The organism is Methylobacterium carpenticola (assembly GCF_042748905.1).
Taxonomy (GTDB): domain Bacteria; phylum Pseudomonadota; class Alphaproteobacteria; order Rhizobiales; family Beijerinckiaceae; genus Methylobacterium; species Methylobacterium carpenticola.
This window is the reverse complement of the sequence record NZ_JBHZEO010000001.1, coordinates 2,560,805-2,587,500: the sequence shown is the minus strand read 5'-3', so window position 1 is coordinate 2,587,500 and position 26,696 is coordinate 2,560,805. Positions and strand designations below refer to the sequence as shown.

The following is a 26,696-nucleotide window of genomic DNA, read 5'->3' as shown; positions in this document are numbered from 1 at the left end:
CGCTCCTCGATGAAACGGCAGAGGTCCGGCAGCGTCCAACTCGACGGCTCCCCTTGCTCGGGATCTGGCCCAACCAGGATCCGATGCACCAGAACTGCTTGCTCACCCTCGCTGAGGATCTCTCGCCTGTGGCCGTGCGGACGATCCACCAGCCCGGCCAACCCCTCGGCATTGAACCGGATCACCGCATCGCGCAGAGCTTGGCGCTCCATCCCGGCCGCCCGTGCCGCCTCGGCGCGGCTCATGCCTTCCAGCGCATTGGCGATCGCCAGCATCCGCTGCGCTGTCGAACGGCGAGGCTCTTTCCTGGCCCGCCGCCTCAACTCAGTCGGCGTCGCGACATCCTCCCGGATTGGCAAACCGCGTCCCATTCCGACCTCCCGCTCAGGCAGGAGCCAATTGAATCAGCTGCTTCCTTCCCGGGGAACACCCATCCGAGTCACCTCAATCGCGCGCCGGTATCACAGGTTCAAATCCTGTCCCCGCAACCAGATTCCCAACAGCAAGAACCCCGGTCCAGATGGACCGGGGTTCTTCGCATGTGCCCGACGCCCTGAGAGGCCGGGTCAGCCCGTCTTCATCACCTCGGTCGCTTCCCAGCCGAGCACGGCACCGGTCTCCGACCGGAGCGCGAGACGGTCGACCGGCCGGCCCATCCGTCGGTCCACCAGGACCGAATGAGCTTCATCCGGCCCGTAAAGACAATCCTCTCCCCACTGGCGCAGAGCGACGATCACGAGGAAGAGACCGCGCCCCTTCCCGGTCAGCACATATTCCCGGTAGGCGCTGCCATCGGAGGCGGGCACCGTCTCGAAGATGTCCTTCTCGATGAGATCCTTCAGCCGGGCGGAGAGCATTCCCTTGGCGATGCCGAGATTGGCCTGGAACGCGCTGAACCGGCAAATGCCGTCGAAGGCGTCGCGAATGATCAGGAGCGACCACCAGTCGCCGATCACATCCAGCGCGCGGGCGACCGGACAATCGGCTCCGGCCAGACTGACCCGCTTGACCATCGCCCGCCCCCTCGCACGTCCTAACTGGTCCTGATTTAGAACTGGAACGACCGCGCCTCAAGTGGTCCTATCATGAGACCTAAGACCTGAGGATGGATCCATGACCAGCGCGCTCACGGAGGATTGCGTCGCGCAGCCCTCTTCACCTTGCGCGGACGCGGGTGCGCGCCGCCTCTCGCGACCGCTTGCCCTGATCTTTGCGGCGGCCTGTGGCATCAGCGTCGCCAACGTCTACTACGCCCAGCCGCTGCTCGACGCGATCGCGGAGAGCGTCGCCATCGACCCGGCTTCCATCGGTCTCGTCGTCACGCTCACCCAGCTTGGCTACGCGATCGGCCTCGTTGCCATCGTCCCGCTCGGTGACCGCCTCGACCGGCGGCGCTTGATCCTCGGGCAGGTCGGGCTCTCGGTTCCGGCGCTGATCGTCGTCGCAAGCGCGCCGACGCCCGCCGTCCTTCTCGTCGGCATGGTGGCGCTGGGCCTGCTGTCGGTCGTGGTGCAGGTTCTCGTCGCCTTCGCGGCGACGCTCGCCGCCCCTGCCGAGCGCGGTCGCGCGATCGGGCTCGTCACCAGCGGCGTGGTGATCGGCATTCTGGCTTCCCGCGTCGCGGCCGGGGCGATCGCCGATCTTGCCGGCTGGCGGATGGTCTATGGAGTCTCCGCCGTGCTGATGCTCGTGATGACCGGAATCCTCTGGCGCGTGCTGCCGCGAGAGGGCCGGCGGATGCCGGACGAGAGCTACGCGGCGATCCTCCGCTCCATCCCCGTGCTGTTCGCGGAACAGCCGCTCCTGCGGATGCGCGCCCTGCTCGCGCTCCTGATCTTCGCCGCGTTCAGCACCTTCTGGACATCCCTCGTCCTGCCGCTCTCCGCGGCGCCCCATGCCTTCCCGCACGGCGTGATCGGCCTCTTCGGCCTCGTCGGCCTCGTCGGAGCCCTGGCCGCGAGAGGGGCGGGGCGGCTCGCAGACCAAGGGCTCGGCCCCGCGACGACCGGTGCCGCTCTCCTGCTTCTCCTCGCGTCCTGGGGATTGATCGCCCTGCTGCCGGTTTCCCTGGCGGCGCTCCTCGTCGGTGTCCTCATGCTCGACCTCGCGGTCCAGGCCGTGCACGTGACGAACCAGAGCCTCATCGTCGCGCGCTTCCCGGACTCGCACAGCCGGCTCATCGGGGGCTACATGGTGTTCTACTCGCTCGGCAGCGGACTCGGCGCGCTCGCCTCCACCATCGCCTATGCTCATGCCGGCTGGGCGGGCGTCGCGCTGCTCGGCGCGGGGTTCAGCGGCACTGCCCTCGCCCTCTGGGCCTGCACCCGCTGGCGACCGAAGACGCCGCGGCGCCGCCGGTCGCCGGGGCAGGGCGCGCCTCAGTAGCCGAGCGCGCTGCCGTCCTTGCGCGGATCGGAGCCGGCGCTGAGCACGCCGCGCGCGTGATCGATCCAGATCACCTGTCCGCCGCCGATCGGTCCGGCGGCCGGGATGATCCGGTGGCCGCGCGCTTCGAGCGCCTCCGCGAGCCCGGCGGAGAATCCGTCCTCGAGTTCGACGCCGCCGCCGAAGGCGAAGCTGCGGGGGGCGTCAAGCGCCTCCTGCACGTCGAGGCCGCGGTCGATCAGGCCGGTGAGCAGCTCCACGTGGCCCATCGCCTGGTAATGGCCGCCCATGACGCCGAACGGCGCCACCGCCCTCCCCTCCCGCATCAGGAAGCCCGGGATGATGGTGTGCATCGGGCGCTTGCGCGGCCCGATCGTATTCGGATGGCCGGGCTCGACCCGGAACGAGAAGCCCCGGTTGTGCAGCAGCACGCCGCTCTCCGGCGCCAGGATGCCGCTGCCGAAGCCCTGGAAGATCGAGTTGATCAGCGAGATGGCGTTGCCGTCCCGGTCGACCACGCAGAGATAGACCGTGTCCTTGTGCGCGATCTCCGGCCAGAGGACCGGCTCCCGGGCGCGGGTCATGTCGATGGCGCCGTGGGCGCTCGCCCGCCACGCCTCCGACAGCAGGTGCTCCACCGGCACGCGGGCCACCACCGGATCGGCGAAGAGCGCGTCGCGATGGTGATAGGCCTGCTTGCAGGCCTCCGCGAAGAGATGCACCCGATCCGCCTCGGACAGGGCGCCGACGTCGAAATGCGACAGCACGTTGAGCATCATCAACGCCGCGAGGCCCTGGCCGCTCGGCGGACATTCGTAGACGTCGTAGCCGCGGTAGCGCGTCGTGACCGGCACCACCTCCTCGGGGGCCGCCGTCGCGACATCGTCGAGGGTGTGCAGTCCGCCGAGCGCCCGCAGCCGTCCGACGATGTCCTCCGCCACCGGCCCCTCGTAGAATCCCTTCGGCCCCTCGGCCGCGATCCGCCGCAGGGTGCGCGCAAGGGCCGGGTGACGCATGATCGTCCCGGCCGCCGGGGCCTTGCCGTCGATGAGGTAGGCGGCCGCCGCCGCCGGGTCGCCGGCCACGCGCTCGGTGTTGCGCGCCCAGTCCCAGGCGACGCGCGGCTGAACCGCGTAGCCGTCCTCGGCGTAGCCGATCGCCGGCCGCAGCAATTCGCCGAGCGGGCGCGTGCCGTGGCGCTCGACGAGCCAGCTCCAGGCCGCCACCGCGCCGGGAACCGTCACCGCATGCGGCGAGGTCGGGGTGATCGTGAGGCCGCGCTCCAGATACCACGCGTCCTGCGCCGCAGCCGGGCTGCGCCCGGAGCCGTTGAGGGCGATCGGCCGGTCCGCGCCCTTCGGCAGGTAGAGGGCGAAGCAGTCGCCGCCGATGCCGGTCATCAGCGGGTCGACCACGCCCTGCACCGCCACCGCCGCGATGGCCGCGTCGACCGCGTTGCCGCCGGAGCGCAGCACCTCGATGGCCGCCAGCGTCGAGAGCGGATGCGAGGTCGCGACCGCGGCGTTGGCGGCGTAGACGGGCGAGCGCCCGGGCCGCGAGAAATTCCTCATGGAGTGTCGTCCTTCACTCGGCTGACGAGCCGTGCTGCGCCACGAAGCGGCTTGGCGCAACGTCGACCAATGCACCACCCTCCGGCGGCGGACGCATGCGCGGCACCCGCCCGCGGGTAGGACCGGGCAATGGGCCGGCGTCAGGCACCGAACATGCCAGTACAATCGGGGGCCGGAGGGCGGCGCGGGCGCCGCCGCCCGGGACCCTCACGGCCGCACGGAACTTGCACCGGCGCGCCGGACGCGGGCCATTCCAACGAGAATCACGCCCGCCCCAGCGAGTGCCCCTTCCGATGACAGAGATCGACACCGACGCCTTCCTGCAGGACCTGCATGCGCTGCGCGCCATCGGGCGCTTCAGGACCGGCGTCCACCGCCCGACCTATTCGCCCCCCGACATGCAGGCCCGCCGCTGGCTCATGGAGCGGCTGGAATCCTGCGGCCTCGACGTCACCATGGACGGCGTCGGCACCGTGCTCGGGCGGCATCGCGGGCCGGGACCGCATCTCCTCGTCGGGAGCCACATCGAGAGCCAGAACGAGGCGGGCTGGCTCGACGGGGCGCTCGGCGTCGTCGCGGGGATCGCGCTGGCGCGGGCCGGGCTGCCGGTCGATGTCTGCGCCTTCGCGGACGAGGAGGGGCATTTCGACGTCGGCTTCCTCGGCAGCCGCTCGGCCATCGGCGACGTCACCGAGGCGGAGATCGACGGCGCCCGCAACCGCACCGACGGAACGCCCCTGCGCGAGGCCCTGGCGCAGGCCGGCCTCGCCGGGCTGCCGCGGCTGCGGCTCGACCCCGCCCGCTACCGCGGCTTCCTGGAGATGCACATCGAGCAGGGCACTGAGCTCGAACGCCAGGGCCTGCATCTCGGCGTGGTCACGGGCATCGTCGCCATCTGGCAGTACCGGATCGTGATCGAGGGCCAGCAGGACCATGCGGGCGGCACCACCATGGCCGAGCGCCGCGACGCCGGGCTCACCGCGGTGCGGCTCCTCGCGGCGATCGATGCCGCCTTTCCGCGCGTCTGCGGCGAGCGCAGCACCTGGACGACCGGGCGCATCAGCCTCGATCCGGGTGCACCGAGCATCATCCCGGGGCGGGCCGACGTGCTGTTCCAGTTCCGCGACGTCTCGGTCGCGGTGCTGGAGCGCATGGAAGCGGAATTGCAGGCGCTGGTCCGCGAGAGCAACCGGCGGGAGCGCTGCCCGGCGGAGCTGATCGCGGTGTCGCGGGCCGTGCCGGCCCTGTGCGATCCCGGGCTGATGCGGGCCCTGTCGGAGGCGGCGGAGACGCTCTGCCCCGGCGGCTGGCAGGCGATGCCCTCGGGCGCCGGCCACGACGCGCAGAACATGGCCCGGGTGATGCCGGCCGCGATGCTGTTCGTGCCCTCGATCGGCGGCATCAGCCATCACTGGGCGGAGGACACGGACGAGGCGGATCTGGCGCTCGGCGTGCGCGTGCTGGGGGAGGCGGCGCGGCGGTTCCTGGCGGGGTAAGGGGCAGGACGGCATCGCGGACCGCGACCCGGGCGAGCGGGGAGGCTGAAGCGGTCGCCGGCGCCCCCCGCCAATCCGCGAAGGCGACGACGCGGTGCCGGATGCGATGGTGGCGGGCCGCCTCGCCGAAGGGCGCGAGATCCCACGCCCAGTGCCGATCCGGCGCGCCGGGATCGTGGCCGTGGAGCAGGTCGAGCCGGTCGGTCACCCGCCCGCCGCGGTCCTCCATGATCGCCTCGACATCGGTGACGAGGCAGATCCGCGCCCGCAGCGCCGCCAGTTCGGCGAGGTGCCGTCCCACGATGCGGCGGCCGAGATCCGCCGCAGCGGCCCCGCCCCGGCGCTCCCCCGGCAGGATCGGCAGCTGCGAGAGCAGATTCACCGACACCACGAGGTCGGTCCCCTCCGCCGCACAGACCGGCGGCAGGCCCGGACCGAGATCGGCGGCGCGGCCGAGCAGCAGGTCCAGGCTCCCGCTCAGATCCGCCGTCAGCAGCGCCACGTTCGGATGCCGCCGGGCCCGCAGGCGGGTCGCCCAGGGATGCACGGCATCGACCAGCACCACCCGCCGGAAGGCGGCCGCGAGATCGGCGAGCGGCACGTCGTGGCAGTAGCCGGAGCCCAGCACCACCGCCGTCCCGCGGCCCGCACAGCCGGCGATGGCCGCCCGGATGGTGTCGCGGGTCGCCGCGAGGTGCGGCGCCCAGGCCCTCCGGCAGCGGCCGGCGCGGGAGCCGAGCGAGATCGTGTCGCGCAGGTAGCCGAGGCGGCGATGCGCCCGGGGGGCCGGCGTGACCACGTAGTGGAAGAGTTCGAGCAGCATGCCAGACCCCGATGCCCGACCGCCTGACGCCAGGGAACCGTTCGGGCGGGCGGCCGTTCTCTCGGCAAGCTTGACCTTTCATCCTTGCGCGGAGACCACCATGGGCGACCTCATCCGCATCATCCTGCTCGTGATCATCCCGCCGGTGGGCGTGCTGTTCACGGTCGGGCTGGGACTTCAGTTCTTCATCAACGTGATCCTGACCCTGTTCGGCTACATCCCGGGCCTGATCCACGCGGTCTGGGTGGTGACGCGGCGCTGAGGCGCCCTTCCCTCCCATCGCGCCCTCGCCTACATCGAGGGCGATGACACGCACTCCCGGGAACGACGTACCGCCGGACGCCCTCGACCTCGACGACGAGGGCGGCGATGCCGCGGTCGATGCCCGCGACGACGCGCCCGAGATCGATTTCGACCCCGAGACCGGCGCCGGCCTCGTGCGGGCCGGCACGGAGGTGATCCGCCGGTTCTGGTCGACCCTGCCGCCCTCGCCCGGCGTCTACCGCATGTTCGATGCCAAGGGCGACGTGCTCTACGTCGGCAAGGCCAAGAACCTGAAGAACCGCGTCGGCTCCTACGCCCGCGGCCAGGCGCATTCCAACCGCATCGCCCGGATGATCGCCGAGACGGCCTCGATGGAGTTCGTCACCACGGCGACCGAGACCGAGGCCCTGCTGCTCGAAGCCAACCTGATCAAGCAGCTCAAGCCCCGCTACAACGTGCTGATGCGGGACGACAAGTCCCTGCCCTACATCCTGCTCACCGCCGATACCGCGGCGCCGCAGCTCGTCAAGCATCGCGGCGCCCGGCGCCGGCCCGGCCACTATTTCGGGCCCTTCGCCTCGGTCTGGGCGGTGAACCGCACGGTGAACGCGCTCCAGCGGGCCTTCCTGCTGCGCTCCTGCTCGGACAGCTACTACGAGAACCGCACCCGGCCCTGCCTGCTGTTCCAGATCAAGCGCTGCTCGGGCCCCTGCACGGGCGAGATCGCGCCGCAGGACTACGCGGCGCTCGCCGAGGAGGCCCGGCTGTTCCTGTCGGGCAAGTCGAACAGCGTGAAGGAGCGCCTCGCCGCCGACATGCAGGCGGCGGCGGAGACCTGGGAATTCGAGAAGGCGGCGCGCTACCGCGACCGCATCGCCGCGCTCGCCGCCATCCAGGGCGTGCAGGGCGTCAACACCCAGGACATCGAGGAGGCGGACGTCTTCGCCCTCGACGAGCAGGCCGGGCAGTTCTGCATCGAGGTGTTCTTCTTCCGCAACTGGCAGAACTGGGGCAACCGCGCCTATTTCCCGAAGGCGGATCGCAGCATGACCGCCTCGGAGGTGCTCGGCTCCTTCATCGGCCAGTTCTACGACGACAAGCCGGCGCCGCGCCTGATCCTGGTCTCGCACGCCATCGAGGATGCCGAACTCCTCGCCGCGGCCCTCTCGACCCGGACCGAGAGCCGCGTCGAGATCCACGCCCCCAAGCGCGGCGAGCGCAAGAACCTGATCGACTACGCGGCGCGCAACGCCAAGGAGGCCCTCGGCCGGCGCCTCGCCGACACCGCCTCGCAGGGCAAGCTGCTCGGGGCGCTCGGCCAAGCCTTCGGCCTGCCGAGGGTGCCGCGGCGGGTCGAGGTCTACGACAATTCCCACATCATGGGCACGAACGCGGTCGGCGCGATGATCGTCGCGGGCCCGACCGGCTTCATGAAGACGCATTACCGCACCTTCACCATCAAGTCGCCGGAGGTGAAGCCCGGCGACGATTACGGGATGATGCGCGAGGTGCTCCAGCGCCGCTTCAGCCGGTTGGTCAAGGAGGCGCCGCGCTCCGGCGACGGCGCGGAGCCGGCGGATGCGGACGCCTTCCCGGCCTGGCCGGATCTCGTGCTGATCGACGGCGGCAAGGGCCAGCTCGACGCCGCCCGGACGGCGCTCTCCGAGGTCGGCGTCACCGACGTGCCCCTCGTCGGCATCGCCAAGGGCCGCGACCGGGATGCGGGCCGCGAGACCTTCTTCATCCCGGGCCAGGCGCCCTTCAAGCTGCCGCCGCGCGATCCCACCCTCTATTTCGTGCAGCGCCTGCGCGACGAGGCGCACCGCTTCGCCATCGGCGCGCACCGGGCCAAGCGCAAGCGCGAGCTGGTGAAGAACCCCCTCGACGAGATCCCGGGCATCGGCCCGACCCGCAAGCGGGCGCTCCTGCATCACTTCGGCACCGTGAAGGCGATCGAGCGTGCCGCCCTGGAGGACCTCGCCCGGACGCCGGGCGTCAACGCCGCCACCGCACGGGCGGTCTACGACTTCTTCCATGCGAATGGCTGAGCGGACCGGAGTCGCGGTTGACGGCCCTTCGCCCCCGTGGTTTGTCCGGCCGCGATGACCATGGTCGTACCCCGGCGCCGGTCGGTCGCCTTCAACCTCGCGAACCTCCTGACCTACGGCCGCGTGGTCGCGGTTCCGGTGGTGGCGGGTTTCCTGTTCTGGCCGCAGGATCCGGCGGCGCGCTTCGCCGCGCTCGCGGTCTTCATCGCGGCGGCGATCACCGACTATCTCGACGGCTACGTCGCCCGGACCTATTCGCAGAGTTCAGCCCTCGGGCGGATGCTCGATCCGATCGCCGACAAGCTCCTGGTCGCCGCCTGCCTGCTGATGCTGGCAGCCGACGGCTCGATCCCGGGCTGGTCGCTCTGGGCCGCCATCGTGATCCTCTGCCGCGAGATCCTGGTCTCGGGCCTGCGCGAATACCTCGCCGAGCTGAAGGTCGGGGTGCCGGTGAGCCGGGTCGCCAAGTGGAAGACCGCGGCGCAGCTCGTCTCGCTCGGCTTCCTGATCGCGGGACCGGCCGGCGAACTCATCCTGCCGGGCACCATGATGATCGGGATCACGCTGCTGTGGATCTCGGCGGCGCTCACCCTCTACACGGGCTGGGACTACCTGCGGGCGGGCCTGCGCCACATGATCGAAGACGACTCCCGATGAAGCTCGTCTACTTCGCCTGGGTCCGCGAGCGGATCGGCCGCCCGGACGAGACCGTCGAGCCGCCGGAGACGGTGGCGACCGTGGGCGATCTCGTGCGCTGGCTGAAGGGCCGCGGCGAGGAATACGCCTACGCCTTCGAGAACGAGGGCGTGGTGCGGGCCGCGGTGGACCGGGTGCACGCCAAGCCCGGGACGCCGGTGGCGGGGGCCCGCGAGGTGGCCTTCTTCCCGCCGATGACGGGCGGCTGAGGACCGCCCGTCCCGCGAGCCGTCAGCCGCGCAGGGCCGCGGTGAACTCGCGGATGTTGTGGCGCATCATGTCGATGTAGGTCGGGGCCGGGCCCCCCGGCTCCGAGAGGGCGTCGGAGAAGATCCGCCCCCCCGCCTTCGCCCCGGTCTCCCGGGCGATCTGCATCATCAGGCGGGGATCGCTGATGTTCTCGAGGAAGACCGCCGGGATCTTCTCGCGCTTCACCTGGGTGATGATCCGGGCCACGTCCTTGGCCGTCGCCTCGGTGTCGCTCGACACGCCCTGAGGCGCGATGAAGCGCATGCCGTAGGTCTTGGCGAAGTAGCCGAAGGCGTCGTGCGTGGTGATCACCCGCCGCCGCTCCTCCGGGATCGACGCGACGGCCCCGCGCACCTCGGTCTCCAGGGCGTCGAGCTTGGCGAGGTAGGCGCCTGCATTCGCCTCGTAGGCGGACCGCCCCTCCGGGTCGACGCCGATCAGCCCGTCGCGGATCGCCGTCACGTAGCGCTTGGCATTGGCGATGCTCTGCCACGCATGCGGGTCGATCGGGTGCCCCTCATGCCCGGCATGGGCGTGCTCCTCCTCGCGGATCGGCGTCACGCCGGCCGAGGCGACCACCACGGGAGCCTTGGTGCCGGAGGCCTTCACCAGCCGCTCGATCCAGCCCTCGAAGCCGAGGCCGTTGATCACCACGAGCCGGGCCCCGGTGAGCCTGCGGGCATCGCTCGGCGAGGGCGAGAAGGTGTGGGCGTCGCCGTTCGCACCGACCAGCACGGCGACCTCGACCCGGTCGCCGCCAACCTGATGCACGAGATCGCCCAGGATCGAGAAGCTGGCCACCGTCCTCAGCGGCTCGGCCAGAGCCGGCCCGGTCCCCGACAACACCGACGCCAGCGCGAGCGCCGCAATGCTCCACCTGCCCATAAGGTCCCGCCTCCATGACGGCGCGCACCTTAGCGGGCCGGAACGGGAATGCAACATTATTACATATCCGCCTCGGCGATGGGCCGTGCGACCGGGACCGGCGCGGCGGGCCCTGTTCTCAGGCTCGGAAACGCGGCCGCTCCGCTCAATTTCACGGCAGCCGCTGGCGCGATGATGGGCGCCTCGTCATGGGCCGGAGCGGATGCCCGCGGCGCCCGCCGATGAGGATTGATCCTCACGCAGGTGCCGCGGGCTTGACGCCCCGAATCCAGTTCGATCAGATCCGGACGGGATCGCGGTTCGCCGCTCAAGGCAAGGACATGGCGCAGCGCGCTGCCAGTTTCCGGCCGGCCTCGCGCCGGCTGATGAGTGCGGACGACGCAGCCTGCCGAGCGTGCCACGGACAGATGCGGTCGTCCTCCGAGACGCGGCCGCATGCCCGCCTGATGGTCGTGGCCTCCACGCCGGTGGTCGAGGCCTTCGGCGGCGGCATCGAAACCCGCTACATCTGCCTGGAATGCGGCCACACCCTGATGCATTCCACGGGGCGGTTCGGACAGGGCTGGCACTGACCGCCCGTCCGCCGCACGCGATCTCCGCTCTCGATCGTCATCCGTGTTCTGGAAGCAATCGTCCGGAACACGGATCACGAGCCCGCCCGGCGACTGAGCGACGCCGATTTCCGCCTTGCGACGCGATTGCCTTGGCAATCGCCGAGCCATCAATCGGAAATCGCATGACGCGGTTCCGCGCGCGGAACCGGGATCCCCTCCGGCGGGACGCGCGCTCGCGCACGGCTCCGAGCGGATCATTCCCCGGGCAACCGGTCTTCGCTGGCGACGGCGATCGATCGCGTCCGGACCTGGCCGAGTATTGGCGCCTCCTCGGGGAGGATACCCAAGATTCCACCGCAATGCGCCGATCGCTCGATCTATATCCTATGGTCTATGCAAGTTCCCGATTATCGCTTTCGTAACGGCGAGCATGATAAAGCCGTGACGCCGGCGAGGGGCGCTGCACGCCCTCCTGCCCTCCCGGTTGGCCAAGACGGCCGAAGCCCGATCCCGGATGCCGGGACGGCGGGGCGCATCGGCTCGTCGGCGGCCGGGTGGCGGGCGAACCGGCTGGTGCGACGGGGGCGGTGACCATGAAGCGGAGAGCATTTCTGACCGGGCTCGGCGGCGCGCTGGGCTGTGCGCTGTGCACGAGCCGCGCAAGCGTCGCGGCGGAGCATGTCCCCTGGAGCTATGCCGGCGAGACCGGGCCCGAGCACTGGGGCACGATGGATCCGGCCGCGAGCGTCTGCTCCGTCGGCGGCCAGCAATCGCCCCTGGACATCGTCGGGAGCACCTCGGCGAGCCTGCCCCGGGTCGAGCTTGCCTGGAAGCCGCTCGCCGGCCGCATCGTGAACAACGGTCATACCATTCAGGTCGATCCGGCCTCCGGCAGCACCATGGCGGTGGGCGGGGCGCATTACGAGCTGGTGCAGTTCCACTTCCACGCCCCGAGCGAGCACCGCATCGAGGGGCGCTCCTTCCCGATGGAGGTGCATTTCGTCCACAAGGACCCGCAATCGGGCGCTCTCGGCGTGCTCGGCGTGTTCATGAACCCGGGCCGGGCGAACCCGGCCTTCAAGGCGCTGATGGACGCGATGCCCGGGCAGGCCGGAGCGGCCGCGACGCTCCCGGCCGGGATCGACATGAAGGCGCTGCTGCCGGCCTCGCTGCGCTACTTCGCCTACGAGGGATCGCTGACGACGCCCCCGTGCAGCGAGACGGTGGATTGGCGGGTCTGCGTCGATCCGATCGAGGTGGCCCCGGAGGACATCCAGCGCTTCACCGCCCTGTACCCGATGAATGCGCGGCCGATCCAGAAGCTGCACCGCCGCTACGTGCTGGTGTCGCCCTGAGGCTCCCCGGCCGCGCGTTGCCGCGGCCCGGGCTTCCATGATAGCGCCTCCGCAACGCCGAGTGGAGGAGACGCCGGAATGGCGCGGAGAACGCGATTCGCGAGGCCCGCGACGGGCCCCGCCGCCCCGTGACGTCCCTGTCCTCGCCGGCGGCGCAGGGGCCGTCGACCCGCGACCGCTCGTTCCTGGCCGGTGTCGGCTGGGCCCTCCTCGCCGTCACCATCTGGGGCGGCTGGTTCGTGGTGACGCGCCGCACCGTGGGCAGCGGCAGCGCGCTCGGCCCCGCCGACCTCGTGGCGATCCGGTTCGGCTGCGGCGGGCTCATCCTGCTGCCGGTGGCGCTGCGCCTGCGCCGCCTCACCCGCCGCGACGGGATCGACGCCGCGTGGCTCATCCTGGGCCAGGGCGCGCCCTTCGCGCTCCTGATCTCGATCGCCCTGCGCTACGCACCGGCCGGCCACGGCGCCGCCCTCACCCCCGGCACCATGCCGCTGATGGCGGCGGTCCTCGGCATGCTCGTCCTCGGGGACCGGCCGGGCCGCACGGCGCTGGCGGGCCTCGCACTGATCCTCGCCGGGGCGCTCGCGCTCGCCGGGGCGGCCGAGACGCGGGAGGAAGCCCTCGGCTACGGCCTGTTCCTCACCGCCGCCCTGCTCTGGGCGATCGGCACGGTGCGGATGCGCCGCTCGGCCCTGCGGCCGGTGGAGGCGACGGCGCTGATCTGCGTCGTCTCGCTGGTCGGCTACGTCCCGGCCTATCTCGCGCTCGGCCTGTCCCACATCGCGGCGGCGCCGCTGGGAGAGGTGGCGCTGCAGGTCGCCTATCAGGGCGTGCTGGTGAGCGTGGTCGGCCTCATCGCCTTCAACCGCTCGCTGGCGCTGATCGGCCGGCGCACCCCGGCCTTCACGGCCCTGGTCCCGGTCATCGCGACGCTCCTGGCGATCCCGGTGCTCGGCGAGATCCCAAGCCTCGCGAGCGCGCTCGCCGTCGCGGCGATCGGCCTCGGCGTGCTCCTCACCACCCGCGGCTGAGGGCCGGGGGCCTCGCCCGCGGAAACCGTATCATACGATTTCCGGTTGATTGCTTCGCAATGCGGAAATCGGCTTCGCTCAAGCGCCGCGCGGGCTTGCTGATACGCAATCCGCTTGGATCAAGCGGATTGCGTATCATACGGTTTCCGGATGATCGCTTCGCGATGCGGAAACCGGCCTCGCTCAGGCGCCGCGCGGGCTCGTGATACGGTTTCCGAAAGTGATCGTCCGGAAACCGTATCACTCGCGCTTGAGCAGGCGGTCCACCAGGATGTCGGACCAGAACCCGGCCTGGAAATCCCGCCGCAGCGCCTCCGGGTCGTAGTGGTGCTCGACCCAGTCGAGGAAGCTCAGGCCCTTCGTCTCGGCCTCGGCGCGGTAGCGGTCGAAGAAGGCGTCGAGGATGCCGGTCTTGGCGAAGCGGAAATGCCCGTAGCGCGGCGAGAGCTGGCGGGCGGCCTCGGTCACCGGGCGGCCCTCGTGCAGGATGAGGTAGAGGGCGGCCGCGAAGCCGGCCCGGTCCGCGCCCGACTTGCAGTGCATCAGCGCCGGGTACTCGATCTCGGCGAAGAAGTCCCGGGCGGCGAGCAGCATGGCGCGGTCCGGCGCCTCGCGCGAGCGCACCACGAATTCGCGCAGCACCAAGCCCTCGCGCTCGCAGGCCTCGCGCTGGAGTTGCCAGGAGCCGTGCTCGCGCCCGCCGCGCAGGGAGATGATGGTGCGCACGCCCTGCCGCTTGAACCACGCGAGGTCGTGGGGAGCGGGCTGGGCCGAGCGCCACAGCAGGCCGCGCCCGATGCGGTGCCGGTTGAGATAGGCCAGCCGCAGCACGCCGTGGTCGACGAGCAGCATGTTCATCCAGGCGCGCAGCCGGTTGCGGCGGCCGGCGATCGGCTTCTCCCAGCGGGCGATGCGCGCCATGCGGCGGGCGTAGCGGGTCTCGGGCGGAAGGAAGCGGTTGAACACGCGGGAACGATCGTTGCCAGAGGGGCCCCAGGCCGTCCGGGGAACGGAGCCGCGGCGAGCCCGCCTAACCCGCCGGTCATCCTGAAACAGACGCGGCATGTAGCAGCCGCGTGTCGGTTCCGCAACGATCGGACAAGATGCAAGCCGGCTCACGAGCATGGCATTGCGCTTGCTCGGCTCCGTGCCGCATCCTGCGGGCGCTCAAGCTCGGTTGCCGTCAGGGGGCAACGCAGGGTCGGAGGCGGTAAGGAGGAAGCCGTGAGCACACAGGTCGTCAGCATCCGCCGGGCGCGCCAGGACGATGCCGAGATGCTGTCGGAGGTCTTCGACGCCGCGTGGCGGGAAGCCTACCAGGGCATCATCCCGGGCGTGGCCCTGGACCGCATGCTGGCCCGGCGCGGGCCGGCTTGGTGGCGCTCCACCGCCGGGCGCAACCGTCCCCTCGTCGTGCTGGAGGTGGGCGAGGCCGTGGTCGGCTACGTCTCCTACGGCCGCTGCCGCGACCGCGCGCTGAAGGCCGAGGGCGAGATCGACGAGATCTACCTCGCACCGTCCTATCAGGGGCTCGGCTACGGCCGGCGCCTGTTCAACGCGGTGCGCAACGACCTGCGGGACCGGGACGTGGCACGGATCGCGGTCTGGTCGCTGGCCGACAACCACCGCGCGCGCGACTTCTACGAGCATCTGGGCGGCCAGGTCGTGGCGCAGGCGACCGACCGCATCGCGGGTGCGCGCCTCTCGAAGGTCGCTTACCTGTTCGCGTAACGGGATCGTCCTGGTCTCCCGAGCTCACACGCAATACGCTTGTGTTGATCCGCGCGGGTCTCTAAGCACCGGGCGATCCCGGGGCGTACCGCCCCGCTTGCGAGGAGTGCCCTCATGCGTCTCGATGCCGTTTCCATCGGCAAGAATCCGCCCGAGGACGTCAACGTCGTCATCGAGGTGCCGCTCGGCGGCGAGCCGATCAAGTACGAGATGGACAAGGACGCCGGCACGCTGGTCGTCGACCGGTTCCTCTACACGGCGATGCATTATCCGGGGAATTACGGCTTCATCCCCCACACGTTGTCGGGCGACGGCGATCCCTGCGATGTGCTGGTCGCCAACACCCGGGCGATCGCCCCGGGCGCGATCATGAGCGTGCGGCCGGTCGGCGTCCTCGTGATGGAGGACAATGCCGGCGAGGACGAGAAGATCATCGCGGTGCCGTCGCGCCACCTCACCAAGCGCTACGACCGCATCGACAACTACACCGATCTGCCGGACATCACGCTCCATCAGATCCAGCACTTCTTCGAGCACTACAAGGATCTCGAGCCCGGCAAATGGGTGAAGATCGTGCGCTGGGGCGACAAGGCCGAGGCGCAGCGCCTGATCGGCGAGGGGATCGAGCGCGCCAAGAAGAGCAAGGCCTGAGGACGAGCGAGGCCTGAGGATCCGGGGCGGCCCGGCCGGCTCACCGGGTCCGCAGGCCGCCCTCGTCCCACATGCTCCAGGCGAAGACCTCGCGCCCGGCCCCGTCGACGACGCGCACCGCCTCGGCCGCGGGTCCCAGGCGCTGCGGCACCCGGGCGCGGCGGAAGAGCCGCAGCGCCCGCTCCCGCACCGCCTCCAGGCCGGCCACCCGGACCGAGGCCCGCTGCACGAGGCCGTCCGGGCCGGTGATCTCGATGTGAAAGGTCTCGCGCAACGGCCGGGCTCCTCGGAGGGGGCCCTCCATACGCAAGCCCGCGCGGGCGCGCCAGGGGGAGTTCGTCAGGGGGCGCGCGTCAGGTCTTGAGGACCGGCTCGCCCACGTCGCCGCCGCCCCGCCGCGCCAGATAGGCGGGCTGGAACAGGCACATCCGCACCGCGTCCCGGTAGCGGCCGTTGACGAAGAACTCGTCCTTGAGCACGCCCTCGGTCACGAAGCCGCAATGCTCGTAGAGGCCGACCGCCCGGCGGTTGTCCTTGTCCACGTGCAGGTAGAGCTTGTGGATGTTGAGGACGCTGAAGGCGTAGTCGATGGCGATGCGCGTCGCCTGCGAGGCGTAGCCGCGGCCCTGGAAGGCGGGATGCACGGCGATCTGGAACTCGCAGCGCCGGTGCAGGTGGTTGATCTCCACGAGCTCCACCATGCCGGCCCGCTCGGCATCGGGCGACCCGATGATGAAGCGCCGCTCGGTCTGGTTGTGGATATTGCGTTCGTAGAGTTGCGCCAGCTCCGCGAAGGACTCGTAGGCCTCCTCGAACCAATAGCGCATGATGCTGTCATTGTTGTTGAGCTGGTGCACGAAGAGCAGGTCCTCGCGTTCCAGCGGACGCAGCTTCACAGTCATGATGCGACCTCGATCCGCCGTCCCGATGGCGGCCCGCGATGGTAGTCGCGGGCCGCCGCGCCGTCACGCGCCGAGCGGCCGGATCAGCCCGCCAGGGCCGCGAGAATACGCGCCCAGCTGCGGGTTCCCTTGTGGAAGCTCGTGAGGTCGTACTTCTCGTTCGGCGAGTGGACGCGGTCGTCGTCGAGGCCGAAGCCGATGAGCAGGGTGTCGAGGCCGAGCACCCGCTTGAAATCGCCGACGATCGGGATCGAGCCGCCCGAGCCGATGGTCACGGGCGCCACGCCCCACTCGGCCTCGAGGGCGGCGCGGGCCGCGCCGAGGGCCGGCATGTCGAAGGGCAGCCCGAGGGCGCGCGAGCCCTTGTGGGTCACGATCTCGACCTTGCAATCCGCCGGCACCCGGGCGCGGACGAAGGCGTCGAAGCTCCTCGCCACCGCGTCCGGATCCTGGTCCTCCACGAGGCGGAAGGAGATCTTGGCGCTCGCCCGGCTCGCGATGACGGTCTTGGTGCCCTCGCCCGTATAGCCGCCGACGATGCCGTTGGCGTCGCAGGTCGGGCGCGACTGCACCTGCTCGATCAGCATGCGGTCGCGCTCGCCGGCCGATCGCGCGAGGCCGATCGGCCCCAGGAAGTTCTCCGGCGTGAGGTTGAGGGCGCGCCAGCGTTCCAGCACCGCGGCGGGCGGCTCGCGCACCGCGTCGTAGAAGCCCGGCAGGGTGACGCGGCCCTGGTCGTCGTGCAGGTCGGCGATGATCCGCGAGAGCACGTGGATCGGGTTCGCCGCCGCGCCGCCGAACAGGCCCGAATGCAGGTCGCGGTCGGCGCAGGTCACGAAGACCTCGAAATAGGCGAGCCCGCGCAGCGAGGTGGTGATGGCCGGGGTGGCGCTGTCCCACATGCCGGTGTCGCAGACGAGGGCGATGTCGGCCTTCAGTTCCGCGCGGTTCGCCGCGACCCATTCCGGCAGGTGCTTGGAACCGTCCTCCTCGGCCCCCTCGATCAGCAGGGTCACGCCGACCGGCAGCTCGCCGTGGATCGCCTTCCAGGCCCGGCAGGCCTCGATGAAGGTCATCACCTGCCCCTTGTCGTCGCAGGCGCCGCGGGCGCTGATCGCGCGGCGGCCATCCGGGAGGGTGATCAGGCGCGGCTCGAAGGGCGGCGCGTCCCAGAGGTTCTCGGGGTCGACCGGCTGCACGTCGTAATGGCCGTAGAACAGGACGTGCGGCGCACCCGGCTTCGGCGCATGGGCGAGCACCACCGGATGGCCGCCGGTCTCGCGCAGCGACGCCTCGAAGCCCATCGCCGCGAGATCGCCGCGCAGCCACTCGGCCGCCTGCCGGCATTCCGCCGCGTAGGCCGGATCGGTCGAGATCGACCGGATCCGCAGGAAGGCGAACAGCCGCTCGAGCGAGGTGTCGAGGTCGCGGTCGATATCGGCGAGGATCGGGTCAAGCGCGGACATGCGGCGTCTCCGTGAGAACCGGCGCAGGCGTAACCCAGACTCACCGCGGCATGAACCCCCGCGATGCTCCCGGCGGACGCGGCTCCGCGCCATCATACCCCGGGGGAGACGGGCTCCGCAGGGGAACGTCGTCAGGTTGGAACCGTTATGAGGTCGACCGCCCCGCCCCGGGGTCTCGCCCGGGCCTTGCCGCGCCCCCGCGCGCCGACAGGAGGCCGGGGCTCACATCCGCCGCCGGGTCCGCCCGGCCCGACGACCAGGAACACCGATGCTGAGCGAGAGCGGCACCAGCGGGGCCGGCGAGAGGATCGCCATCACCCTGACGATCAACGGCGAGCAGCGGCAGCTTCAGGTCGAGCCCTGGACCAGCCTGCTCGACCTCCTGCGGGAGGAACTCGACCTCACCGGCACCAAGAAGGGCTGCGACCACGGCCAGTGCGGCGCCTGCACGGTGATCGTGGACGGCAAGCGGGTGAATGCCTGCCTCGCCCTCGCGGTGATGCGGGACGGCGCCGCGGTGACCACCATCGAGGGCCTCTCCTCGGGCACCCTGCACCCGCTCCAGGCCGCCTTCGTGGAGCACGACGCCTTCCAGTGCGGCTACTGCACGCCCGGGCAGATCATGTCCGCGGTCGCCCTCATCGCGGAGGGCCGCGCCCGCACCCGCGAGGAGATCCGCGAATACATGAGCGGCAATCTCTGCCGCTGCGGCGCCTACACGAACATCGTCGATGCCATCGAGGACGTGCTCGCCGCGCGGAGCCTCCCCAGCCAGGAGGCCGCGGAATGAACCGCTTCGCCTATACCCGCGCCGGCACGGTGGCCGAGGCCGTCCGGACGCTCGCGGCCGATCCGGCCGCCAAGATCATCGCCGGCGGCACCAACCTCGTCGACCTGATGAAGTACAATGTCGAGCGGCCCGGCCGGCTCGTCGACATCACGCGGCTGCCCCTGTCCGGCATCACCGAACAGGCGGGCGGGTTGCGCATCGGCGCGCTCGCGCCCAACAGCGACGTCGCCTATGACGGTCAGGTGGTTGCCCGCTATCCGCTCCTGGCGAGCGCGATCCTGGCCGGGGCCTCGCCGCAGCTGCGCAACGCCGCCTCGACCGGCGGCAACCTGCTCCAGCGCACGCGCTGCTACTATTTCTACGACGAGGGCACGCCCTGCAACAAACGGGTGCCCGGCAGCGGCTGCCCGGCGATCACCGGCGTCAACCGCATCCACGCGATCCTCGGCACCTCCGATCACTGCATCGCCACGCACCCCTCCGACATGTGCGTGGCCCTGGCGGCCCTCGACGCCACCGTGCAGGTCGAGGGGCCGAGCGGCGCCCGCGCCATCCCGATCGGCGATTTCCACCGCCTGCCGGGCGACAGGCCCGAGCGCGACACCACGCTCGCCCCGGACGAGATCGTGCTCTCGGTGGACCTGCCGGCGGAATCCTTCCCCCGCCACTACACCTACCTGAAGCTGCGCGACCGCCTCTCCTACGCCTTCGCCCTCGTCTCGGTGGCCGCGGCCCTGGCGCTCGACGGCGGGACCATCCGCACCGCGCGCCTCGCCCTCGGCGGCGTCGCGCACAAGCCCTGGCGCAACCGCGAGGCGGAGGCGCGCCTCGAAGGCCAGCCCGCGACCCCGGAGACCTTCCGGGCGGCGGCGGACCTGATCCTGGCCGAGGCGAAGCCCTACGCGCACAACGCCTTCAAGATCGAACTCGCGCGGCGCGCGATCGTGCGCGGCCTGTCCCAGGCCGCCGCCGGCACGCCGCAATCGCAGACCGACAAGCGCATCCAGTAGGCGCATCCAGCAGGACTTGCCGCATGGCCACCACCAACCTCTACGTCGGCACCGCGCAGAGCCGGGTCGACGGTCCCGCCAAGGTGACGGGCGCGGCGAGATACGCCGCCGAGTTCAAGGCCGCCGACCTCGCCTACGGGGTCGTGGTGTCGAGCGCCATCACCCGGGGCCGCGTCACCGCCATCGACACCGCGGCGGCCCTCGCGGTGCCCGGGGTGATCCAGGTCTTCACCCACGAGAACCGGCCCCGCACCGCCTGGCTCGACTACAATTACCGCGACCAGGTCGCCCCGCCCGGCTCGCCCTTCCGGGCGCTGAACGGGCCGGAGATCAGCTTCGGCGGCCAGCCGGTGGCGCTCGTCGTCGCCGAGAGCTTCGAACTCGCGCGCTACGGCGCCTCGCTGATCCGCGTGATCTACGCCGAGGAGGTGCCCAACACCGATCTCGAGCGCAACCGCGACGCCGCCTACGTGCCGCCGAAGAAGCGCTCCGGCATCAAGCCGCCGCCGGATCCGCGCGGCGATCCCGAAGGGGCGCTCGACAGCGCCCCCATCCAGGTGCGGCAGGAATACAAGCAATCCGTCGAGCACCACAACCCGATGGAGCCCCACGCCACCACGGTGGTCTGGGAGGGCGAGGGCAAGCTCACCATCCACGACAAGATCCAGGGCGTGAACAACACGCAGGGCTACGTCTGCAGCGTGTTCAACCTGAAGCCCGACGACGTGCGGGTGATCTCGCCCTATATCGGCGGCGCCTTCGGCTCGGGGCTTCGCCCGCAATACCAGCTCTTCCTGGCGGTGGCCGCCGCCCTCGATCTGAAGCGCTCGGTGCGCGTGGTCCTCAGCCGCGACCAGATGTTCACGATGGGCTACCGGCCCGAGACGATCCAGACCGTCGCGCTCGGATCCGGCCCGGACGGCCGCCTCCAGGCGCTGATGCACGAGGCCATCGCCGGCACCTCGACCTTCGAGGACTATCAGGAATCGGTCGTCAACTGGTCCGGCCTCCTCTATCACTGCCCGAACGTCAAACTCGGCTACAAGCTCGCCAAGATCGACACCTACACGCCGGCCGACATGCGGGCGCCGGGAGCGGTGACGGGCGTCTTCGCCCTCGAAGTCGCCATGGACGAACTCGCCTACGCGACCGGGGTCGATCCGCTGGAACTGCGCCTGCGCAACTACGCGGAGCGCGACGAGGGCGAGAACAAGGAATTCACCTCCAAGGCCCTGCGCGCCTGCTACGAGGAGGGGGCGGCCCGCTTCGGCTGGTCGCGCCGCAGCGCCGCGCCGCGTTCCATGCGCGAGGGCCGCGAGCTGGTCGGCTGGGGCCTCGCCACGGGCGTCTGGGAAGCCTACATGATGAAGTCGAGCGCCCGGGCCCGGCTCTCGGCGGACGGCAGCCTCGAGATCGCCTGCTCCACCGCCGATCTCGGCACCGGCACCTACACGATCCTGAGCCAGATCGGCGCCGATGCGCTCGGCGTCCCGCTCCCCCGCGTGCGCACGCGTCTCGGCGACACCGCGCTGCCGGAGGCGCCCCTCGCGGGCGGCTCCTGGACCGCGGCCTCGTCGGGCGCGGCGGTGGAGATGGCCTGCCGCGCGGTGGCCGAGCAGCTCCTCGGCTTCGCCCGCCGGATCGACGAGTCGCCGCTCGCCAATGCCGATCTCGCCCACGTGACCTTCGTGGACGGGGAGATCCGTCTCGCGGGCGAGCCATCGCGCAAGGTGACGGTGGCCGACGCGATGCGGGCGGGCGGCGTCGATACGGTCGAGGCCACCGAGACCGTGAAGCCGAGCCTGCTCACCAACCTGCGCTACTCGGCCTACACGCATTCCGCCGTGTTCGCCGAGGTGCGGATCGACGAGGATCTCGGCGTGGCGCGGGTGACCCGCGTGGTGAGTGCGGTCGCGGCCGGCAAGATCCTCAACCTCAAGACCGCGCGCAGCCAGATCCTGGGCGGCGTCGTCATGGGGATCGGCGCGGCCCTCGAAGAGGAATCGATGCTCGACCACAATCTCGGGCGCTTCATGAACCACAATTTCGGCGAGTACCACGTGCCGGTGAACGCCGACATCCACGACATCGACGTCATCTTCGTCGATGAGCACGACGACAAGGTGAGCCCGATCGGCGTGAAGGGTCTCGGCGAGATCGGCATCGTGGGCGCCGCCGCCGCGGTGGCGAACGCGGTGTTCCATGCCACCGGCAAGCGGATGCGCGAGATCCCGATCACCATCGACAAGATCATCGGCTGACGCTGGAGAACGGGCGGCCTCCCCGTGCGTTGCCCCTCGATTGTTGCGAGGGGAGACGGCCCGATGAGCCAGCCGGATCACGAGACGATATGGAAGGAGTTCGGCGAGGCCGTGAACATGGCCCCCGCCGAACTCGAACGCTGGCTCGCAACCGAGGAGAGCCGGTCGGTCGGCTGGAGCGGCGACGGCGAGGGCGAATCCGTCGGCCATCGCGAGGGCCGCCGCATCGTCGCGATCAAGCACCGCCGCAAGGCCGATCTCACCGACGAGGACTATGGCCACATGCGCAAGGTCGTCGGCTATGTCCGCCGCCACCTCGCGCAGGGTGGGCCGGAGCACGACAAGGAAACCTCGCGCTGGCGCTACGCGCTGATGAACTGGGGCCACGATCCGCTGAAAGCGTGAGGCGGCGGATCATCCATCGCATCCCCGGTGATCCGCGGGCGCGCCTCCGATCCTGACCCGTCGATCCCGCGCTCCGCCGGCGCCGCGACCGAGTGGCGCATCATCCGGCCGGTTTCATCTGCATCACGCGCCTCGCGCGGATGGATCATCCCGGCGGCGGAGCTTGGCCACGGCATCCGTTCCCCGCGGCGGCACCCCGCGCGGGCGGCCCGACTCTGGTCGGAAACTTGCCTTCTTCTCATCCAGAAACGGGCGTTGATGATGAGCGCCTGACGAAGAAGACGGCGGAGCCGGGCCGATGGGGCTGTCTGAGTGGACCGGGCGGGCGGGAGGCCTCCCGTTCGGAACCCTGTGCGTGGCGCTCGGCGCCGGGTGCCACACGGCGCTCGGCGCGGACGGAGCGGCGAGCGATGCCGGCTTGGCCGTGGAGAGCGCGGCCGGGCTGCTCCTCGCCGGCGCCTTCGCGCTGGCCCTCACGGCCCTCCTGCGCAGCCTCCGCCCGGCGCGCCGCCCCCGCGCGCTCGCCGCCGCCCTCACCCTCGGGCTCGCCGCCGGCCTCGGCCTCGCCACGGCGGTCTATCCCTCGCTGTCGCCCGCCCTCGCGGCGCGGCTCGGCCCGGCGGACACCACCCCCGACACCCTGATCGCCCTCGGGCCGGGCGGAGGCGACGTGCGCCTGTCCGGCACGCTGACGCCGGGCGCCGCCGAGCGGCTCGACGCGCTGCTCGCCGAAAACCCGCAGGTCACGCGGCTCCACCTCACCAGCGACGGCGGCCTCGTGGACGAGGGGACCGCCATCGGCGCGGTGGTGGCGGCGCACCGCCTCGTCACCTACGTGCCGGATTACTGCATCTCCGCCTGCACCCTGGCCTTCCTGCGCGGGCGCGAGCGGGTGCTGATGGCCGAGGCGCGGCTCGGCTTCCACTCGCCCTACGAGACCGGCCTGTTCGGCGAGACGATCGAGGTCGACAGCACGCCCGAGCGCCGGGCCTACCTCGCCGCCGGGCTGTCCCCCGACTTCGTGGACGCGGTGCTGCGCGTGCGCGCCAAGGACCTGTGGTCGCCCCCGCCCGAGCGCCTGCGGGCGGCGGGCGCGATCACCGAGGTGGTGGGATCGGACCGGATGCCGGATTCCACCCTCGACGACGATCCGACCCTGGCGGGCGCCCGCGCCGCGGTGATCCGCGCGGTCGACCTGATGCGGGATGTCGCGGAGCACGCCCCGGACCGGCTCGACGCCGTCGCCGCCGCCTATCTCGAGTCCTACCGGCAGGGACGCAGCGAGGCGCACGGCCTCGACGTGATCCGGACCGATGCCGCCCGCGCGCTCGCCGCCATCCTGGCGGGGGCTCCGGACGCGGTCGTGGTCGATCTCGGCCGCCTCCTCGCCGCCGCCATGGAGGCCGCGGGCCCCGACGAGGCGGGCGACTGCATCGCGATCGGCCGCGAGGCCGATCTCGCGGGGGCCGCCGAGATCCTGGGCCGCCGGGACCCGCGCGCGCCGGCGCGGGCGCGGGCGCTCGTCGCGCGGGCCCTGTCCGGACGCGGCGGCCCGGCGACCGACCCGCCCGCCCACCCGCGGGGCCTGCCCGGCCTCACCCGCCATGCCGGCTGCCGGGGCTTGCGCGACGCGCTCGGCCACGCCCTCGCGGAACCCGACGCGGCCCCGCGCCTGCGGGCCCTGCTCTTTCCGGGCATCCGGCCGGCCCGCACCCTCGAAGCCACCGCGCTTCCGCCGGAGCCGTGACGCTCCCGCAGGGCGCGGCGTCGCGCGACCCTCTGGACAGCCGGGATCCGCGGCGAAAGGATGCGCCGCCTTTCGCCCGCCCGGGCGTCACCGCGAGGGTCCCGCCGCATGTCCATCCTCGACCGCATTGCCGCCGACGCCGATGAACTCGTGGCGATCCGCCGCGACCTGCACGCCCATCCGGAGATCGGCTTCGAGGAGACGCGGACGAGCGCCATCGTGGCGGAGCGGCTCGAAGCCTGGGGCATCGAGGTGCATCGCGGCATCGGCCGCACCGGCGTCGTCGGCGTGCTCGCCGGCCGCGGCACCAGCCGCCGCCGCATCGGCCTGCGCGCCGACATGGACGCGCTGCCCATCGCGGAGGCGACCAACCTTCCCTACCGCTCGACCAGGCCCGGCACCATGCATGCCTGCGGGCATGACGGGCACACCACGATGCTCCTCGGCGCGGCCCGCTACCTGAGCCGGACCCGGGATTTCGACGGCACCGCGGTGTTCATCTTCCAGCCCGCCGAGGAGGGTCTCGGCGGCGCCCGCGCCATGCTGGCCGACAAGCTGTTCGAGCGCTTCCCCTGCGACGAGGTCTACGGCCTGCACAACCAGCCGAACGGACAGCACGGAAGGCTGTCCCTCCGGCGCGGCCCGGCCATGGCGGCGGCCGACTTCTTCGACATCCGCATCACCGGGCGCGGCGCCCACGCGGCGCAGCCGAACCGCGGCATCGACCCGGTGGTGGTCCAGGCCGCCCTGGTCCAGGCCCTGCAGACGGTGGTGAGCCGCAACACCGATCCGGTCCAGGCCGCGGTGCTGTCGATCACCCGGGTCCAGGCCGGTGCCGCCTACAACGTCATCCCGGAGGAGGCCCACCTCGCCGGCACCATCCGCACCTTCGACGACGGCGTGCGGGCGATGGTGAGCCGGCGCCTGCGCGAGACCTGCGCGGGCATCGCCGCCACCTTCGGCGCCGAGATCGCGGTGGAGATCCAGGACGTGTTCTCGGTGCTGCGCAACAGCGACGCGCAGACCGCGGCCGCCATCGCGGTCGCCACCGAGCTGTTCGGGGCCGAGAAGGTCGAGACCGACCCCGATCCGAAGATGGGCAGCGAGGATTTCGCCGACATGCTGCTCGCCGTGCCGGGAGCCTATGCGTGGCTCGGGCAGAAGGCCGGCGCCGCGCTCCACAACGCCGCCTACGACTTCGACGACAGCATCATCCCGCTCGGCAGCGCCTATCTGGCCCGGCTGGTCGAGCGCCGCTCGGCCGCCGGCCTGTGACACCCCCGACCGGAGGTCCCATGACGATTCCCGCCTACGACCCGAACAACATCTTCGCCAAGATCCTGCGCGGGGAAATCCCCTCGCACCGGGTCTACGAGGACGCGCACGTGATCGCCTTCATGGACGTGATGCCCCAGGCGGACGGGCACACGCTCGTGGTGCCCAAGGCTGCGAGCCGCGGCCTGCTCGATGCCGATCCGGCCGTGCTCGGCCCGCTCTTCACCGCGGTGCAGAAAGTGGCCGGCGCCGTGAAGACCGCCTTCGCGGCGGACGGGCTGGTGATCACGCAGTTCAACGAGCCGGCCGGGGGGCAGACGGTGTTCCATCTGCACGTGCACGTCATCCCCCGGTACGAGGGCGTGCCCCTGCGCCAGCACGGGCGCGGCATGGCCGATCCGGCCGTGCTCGCCGCCCATGCGGAGAAGGTCCGGGCGGCGCTCCCGGCGCCGGGCACCGCGTGACCTCGCGGGCGGCGGGCTCCGGCCCGCCGCATCTCACCGCTCAGCGCTTCTGGAACAGCGGCTGGGCGAGGGCCTCGGCGCGGGCCATCCACAGGTCGCGCTCGACGCGCAGATCGTCGGCGCGGTGGATCTCCGCCTCGACGTGGCTGCGCAGGGCCCGCAGCTCCTCCGCGACGATCGCCTGCAGGGTCTCGTAGCGGTCGGTCTCGGTGCGCAGGCGCGCCTTCAGCACCAGATTCTCGGCCATCAGCGCGGCGATGTCGTCCGCCTCCGCGGCGGGCTCGGCAGGCGCCGGGGCCGCGGGCTGCGGCACGATCCGCGGTTCCCAGGCGGGCGCCGCCTCGGGGGCGCGGCGCGCCTCGGGCTGGGGACGCGGGGCTCCGCGCGACGGGTCAAGCTGGGCCTGCGGCGCGGCGCGCGGCGATTCGGTTCCGTCGATCCGCGACAGGGTCGCGAGCCAGTCCCGCAACGGTCCGGCGGGCTGGCGGGCCGCGCTGGTCGGGGTCTTGTACGCGGGTTCGGACACGCCGGATCTCCTGAGCGGGGTTCGGGCCGATCAGACCCCATTAAGGTTAATGTCGAGTAAACCATTCCGGGCCCGGGGCTGGACCCGCGGCGCCGGACGCGCTACGAGCCC

General features: G+C 71.5%; 28 protein-coding genes (1 of these 28 cut by a window edge). 18 read left to right on the top strand and 10 right to left on the bottom strand.

What is annotated here, in order from left to right; genetic code table 11:
* Together ACE101_RS12315 and ACE101_RS12310 are read right to left on the bottom strand one after the other, a co-directional pair.
* On the bottom strand, positions 1 to 275 hold the 5' portion of the coding sequence (locus ACE101_RS12315) for a winged helix-turn-helix domain-containing protein (protein ID WP_379126108.1). The gene continues 145 nt to the left of window position 1, outside the view; 275 of the gene's 420 nt are visible here — the first part of the coding sequence; its start codon is at positions 273 to 275; its stop codon lies off the left edge, out of view.
* 291 nt (positions 276 to 566) lie between these two features.
* Positions 567 to 1,013 carry a winged helix-turn-helix transcriptional regulator gene (locus ACE101_RS12310; protein WP_379129651.1) on the bottom strand — a complete coding sequence of 149 codons (447 nt, stop codon included), beginning with the start codon at positions 1,011 to 1,013 and terminating at the stop codon, positions 567 to 569.
* 100 nt (positions 1,014 to 1,113) lie between these two features.
* On the opposite strand from ACE101_RS12310, the gene ACE101_RS12305 reads away from it, so the two are divergent.
* Positions 1,114 to 2,385, top strand: coding sequence for an MFS transporter (locus tag ACE101_RS12305; RefSeq protein WP_379129649.1), 1,272 nt, complete (start codon positions 1,114 to 1,116; stop codon positions 2,383 to 2,385).
* Here ACE101_RS12305 and ACE101_RS12300 read toward each other — a convergent pair.
* On the bottom strand, positions 2,379 to 3,956 hold the full coding sequence (locus ACE101_RS12300) for a gamma-glutamyltransferase family protein (protein WP_379129646.1): 1,578 nt from the start codon (positions 3,954 to 3,956) through the stop codon (positions 2,379 to 2,381). The genes ACE101_RS12305 and ACE101_RS12300 overlap by 7 nt on opposite strands.
* Positions 3,957 to 4,249: 293 nt before the next feature.
* On the opposite strand from ACE101_RS12300, the gene ACE101_RS12295 reads away from it, so the two are divergent.
* Positions 4,250 to 5,452, top strand: a complete 1,203-nt coding sequence (locus tag ACE101_RS12295; RefSeq protein ID WP_379129644.1) for a Zn-dependent hydrolase — start codon at positions 4,250 to 4,252, stop codon at positions 5,450 to 5,452.
* On the opposite strand, the gene ACE101_RS12290 is transcribed toward ACE101_RS12295, so the two are convergent.
* A complete protein-coding gene (locus ACE101_RS12290; protein ID WP_379129642.1) occupies positions 5,358 to 6,275 on the bottom strand; it encodes a hypothetical protein in 918 nt (305 codons plus the stop codon). The genes ACE101_RS12295 and ACE101_RS12290 overlap by 95 nt on opposite strands.
* A gap of 100 nt (positions 6,276 to 6,375) precedes the next feature.
* Here ACE101_RS12290 and ACE101_RS12285 point away from each other — a divergent pair, with 100 nt between their 5' ends.
* From ACE101_RS12285 to moaD, 4 genes are read left to right on the top strand one after another with little or no spacing between them, the layout of a single operon-like run.
* On the top strand, positions 6,376 to 6,537 hold the full coding sequence (locus tag ACE101_RS12285; protein WP_083784669.1) for a YqaE/Pmp3 family membrane protein: 162 nt from the start codon (positions 6,376 to 6,378) through the stop codon (positions 6,535 to 6,537).
* 43 nt (positions 6,538 to 6,580) lie between these two features.
* Positions 6,581 to 8,587, top strand: a complete 2,007-nt coding sequence (uvrC, locus tag ACE101_RS12280; protein ID WP_379129640.1) for an excinuclease ABC subunit UvrC — start codon at positions 6,581 to 6,583, stop codon at positions 8,585 to 8,587.
* A 54-nt stretch (positions 8,588 to 8,641) separates the two neighbouring features.
* Positions 8,642 to 9,244, top strand: a complete 603-nt coding sequence (pgsA, locus tag ACE101_RS12275) for a CDP-diacylglycerol--glycerol-3-phosphate 3-phosphatidyltransferase (RefSeq protein ID WP_379129637.1) — start codon at positions 8,642 to 8,644, stop codon at positions 9,242 to 9,244.
* Positions 9,241 to 9,492 (top strand): molybdopterin converting factor subunit 1, encoded by a 252-nt coding sequence (moaD, locus tag ACE101_RS12270; protein WP_379129635.1) that lies wholly within the window; start codon positions 9,241 to 9,243, stop codon positions 9,490 to 9,492. The genes pgsA and moaD overlap by 4 nt, the downstream gene beginning before the upstream one ends.
* A gap of 22 nt (positions 9,493 to 9,514) precedes the next feature.
* On the opposite strand, the gene ACE101_RS12265 is transcribed toward moaD, so the two are convergent.
* Entirely contained in the window at positions 9,515 to 10,417 is a 903-nt protein-coding gene (locus ACE101_RS12265; RefSeq protein ID WP_379129633.1) for a metal ABC transporter substrate-binding protein, read from the bottom strand.
* Positions 10,418 to 10,824: 407 nt separating this feature from the next.
* Between ACE101_RS12265 and ACE101_RS12260 the strand changes: the two genes are divergently transcribed.
* The 3 genes from ACE101_RS12260 (at position 10,825) to ACE101_RS12250 (ending at position 13,357) form a co-directional block, all read left to right on the top strand.
* The gene (locus tag ACE101_RS12260; protein ID WP_379129631.1) at positions 10,825 to 10,989 is read left to right on the top strand and encodes a hypothetical protein; all 165 of its coding nucleotides are present in this window, start codon (positions 10,825 to 10,827) and stop codon (positions 10,987 to 10,989) included.
* 575 nt (positions 10,990 to 11,564) lie between these two features.
* On the top strand, positions 11,565 to 12,326 hold the full coding sequence (locus tag ACE101_RS12255; protein ID WP_379129628.1) for a carbonic anhydrase: 762 nt from the start codon (positions 11,565 to 11,567) through the stop codon (positions 12,324 to 12,326).
* A 128-nt stretch (positions 12,327 to 12,454) separates the two neighbouring features.
* Positions 12,455 to 13,357 (top strand): DMT family transporter, encoded by a 903-nt coding sequence (locus ACE101_RS12250; protein WP_379129625.1) that lies wholly within the window; start codon positions 12,455 to 12,457, stop codon positions 13,355 to 13,357.
* 240 nt (positions 13,358 to 13,597) lie between these two features.
* Here ACE101_RS12250 and ACE101_RS12245 read toward each other — a convergent pair whose 3' ends face one another.
* Positions 13,598 to 14,323 carry a tyrosine-protein phosphatase gene (locus ACE101_RS12245; protein WP_379129623.1) on the bottom strand — a complete coding sequence of 242 codons (726 nt, stop codon included), beginning with the start codon at positions 14,321 to 14,323 and terminating at the stop codon, positions 13,598 to 13,600.
* A 258-nt stretch (positions 14,324 to 14,581) separates the two neighbouring features.
* On the opposite strand from ACE101_RS12245, the gene ACE101_RS12240 reads away from it, so the two are divergent.
* Positions 14,582 to 15,088, top strand: coding sequence for a GNAT family N-acetyltransferase (locus ACE101_RS12240; RefSeq protein ID WP_379129620.1), 507 nt, complete (start codon positions 14,582 to 14,584; stop codon positions 15,086 to 15,088).
* Positions 15,089 to 15,202: 114 nt separating this feature from the next.
* Positions 15,203 to 15,739, top strand: a complete 537-nt coding sequence (ppa, locus tag ACE101_RS12235) for an inorganic diphosphatase (RefSeq protein ID WP_379129618.1) — start codon at positions 15,203 to 15,205, stop codon at positions 15,737 to 15,739.
* A 40-nt stretch (positions 15,740 to 15,779) separates the two neighbouring features.
* On the opposite strand, the gene ACE101_RS12230 is transcribed toward ppa, so the two are convergent.
* The 3 genes from ACE101_RS12230 to ACE101_RS12220 form a co-directional block, all read right to left on the bottom strand.
* A complete protein-coding gene (locus ACE101_RS12230) occupies positions 15,780 to 16,013 on the bottom strand; it encodes a hypothetical protein (protein WP_379129616.1) in 234 nt (77 codons plus the stop codon).
* 79 nt (positions 16,014 to 16,092) lie between these two features.
* Positions 16,093 to 16,641, bottom strand: coding sequence for a spermidine N1-acetyltransferase (speG, locus tag ACE101_RS12225; protein ID WP_379129613.1), 549 nt, complete (start codon positions 16,639 to 16,641; stop codon positions 16,093 to 16,095).
* A gap of 83 nt (positions 16,642 to 16,724) precedes the next feature.
* Positions 16,725 to 18,107, bottom strand: coding sequence for a M20/M25/M40 family metallo-hydrolase (locus ACE101_RS12220; RefSeq protein WP_379129611.1), 1,383 nt, complete (start codon positions 18,105 to 18,107; stop codon positions 16,725 to 16,727).
* A gap of 268 nt (positions 18,108 to 18,375) precedes the next feature.
* Here ACE101_RS12220 and ACE101_RS12215 point away from each other — a divergent pair, with 268 nt between their 5' ends.
* The 7 genes from ACE101_RS12215 to ACE101_RS12185 all read left to right on the top strand — a co-directional run bounded on the left by ACE101_RS12215 (position 18,376) and on the right by ACE101_RS12185 (position 26,059).
* Complete coding sequence (locus tag ACE101_RS12215; RefSeq protein ID WP_379129609.1) at positions 18,376 to 18,897, top strand: (2Fe-2S)-binding protein; 522 nt, start codon at positions 18,376 to 18,378, stop codon at positions 18,895 to 18,897.
* Complete coding sequence (locus ACE101_RS12210; RefSeq protein WP_379129608.1) at positions 18,894 to 19,907, top strand: FAD binding domain-containing protein; 1,014 nt, start codon at positions 18,894 to 18,896, stop codon at positions 19,905 to 19,907. Before ACE101_RS12215 ends, ACE101_RS12210 begins: the two co-directional genes overlap by 4 nt.
* Positions 19,908 to 19,930: 23 nt before the next feature.
* The gene (locus ACE101_RS12205) at positions 19,931 to 22,168 is read left to right on the top strand and encodes a xanthine dehydrogenase family protein molybdopterin-binding subunit (protein WP_379129606.1); all 2,238 of its coding nucleotides are present in this window, start codon (positions 19,931 to 19,933) and stop codon (positions 22,166 to 22,168) included.
* Between the two features lie 63 nt (positions 22,169 to 22,231).
* Positions 22,232 to 22,573, top strand: coding sequence for a DUF3140 domain-containing protein (locus ACE101_RS12200; RefSeq protein WP_379129603.1), 342 nt, complete (start codon positions 22,232 to 22,234; stop codon positions 22,571 to 22,573).
* 298 nt (positions 22,574 to 22,871) lie between these two features.
* Positions 22,872 to 24,320, top strand: coding sequence for a COG3904 family protein (locus ACE101_RS12195; protein ID WP_379129601.1), 1,449 nt, complete (start codon positions 22,872 to 22,874; stop codon positions 24,318 to 24,320).
* A gap of 108 nt (positions 24,321 to 24,428) precedes the next feature.
* A complete protein-coding gene (locus tag ACE101_RS12190; protein ID WP_379129598.1) occupies positions 24,429 to 25,595 on the top strand; it encodes a M20 aminoacylase family protein in 1,167 nt (388 codons plus the stop codon).
* A gap of 20 nt (positions 25,596 to 25,615) precedes the next feature.
* Positions 25,616 to 26,059, top strand: a complete 444-nt coding sequence (locus ACE101_RS12185) for an HIT family protein (protein WP_379129595.1) — start codon at positions 25,616 to 25,618, stop codon at positions 26,057 to 26,059.
* Between the two features lie 40 nt (positions 26,060 to 26,099).
* Here ACE101_RS12185 and ACE101_RS12180 read toward each other — a convergent pair whose 3' ends face one another.
* Positions 26,100 to 26,585: a hypothetical protein gene (locus ACE101_RS12180; RefSeq protein ID WP_379129593.1), complete on the bottom strand. Its 486-nt coding sequence runs from the start codon at positions 26,583 to 26,585 to the stop codon at positions 26,100 to 26,102.
* Positions 26,586 to 26,696: the final 111 nt, after the last annotated feature.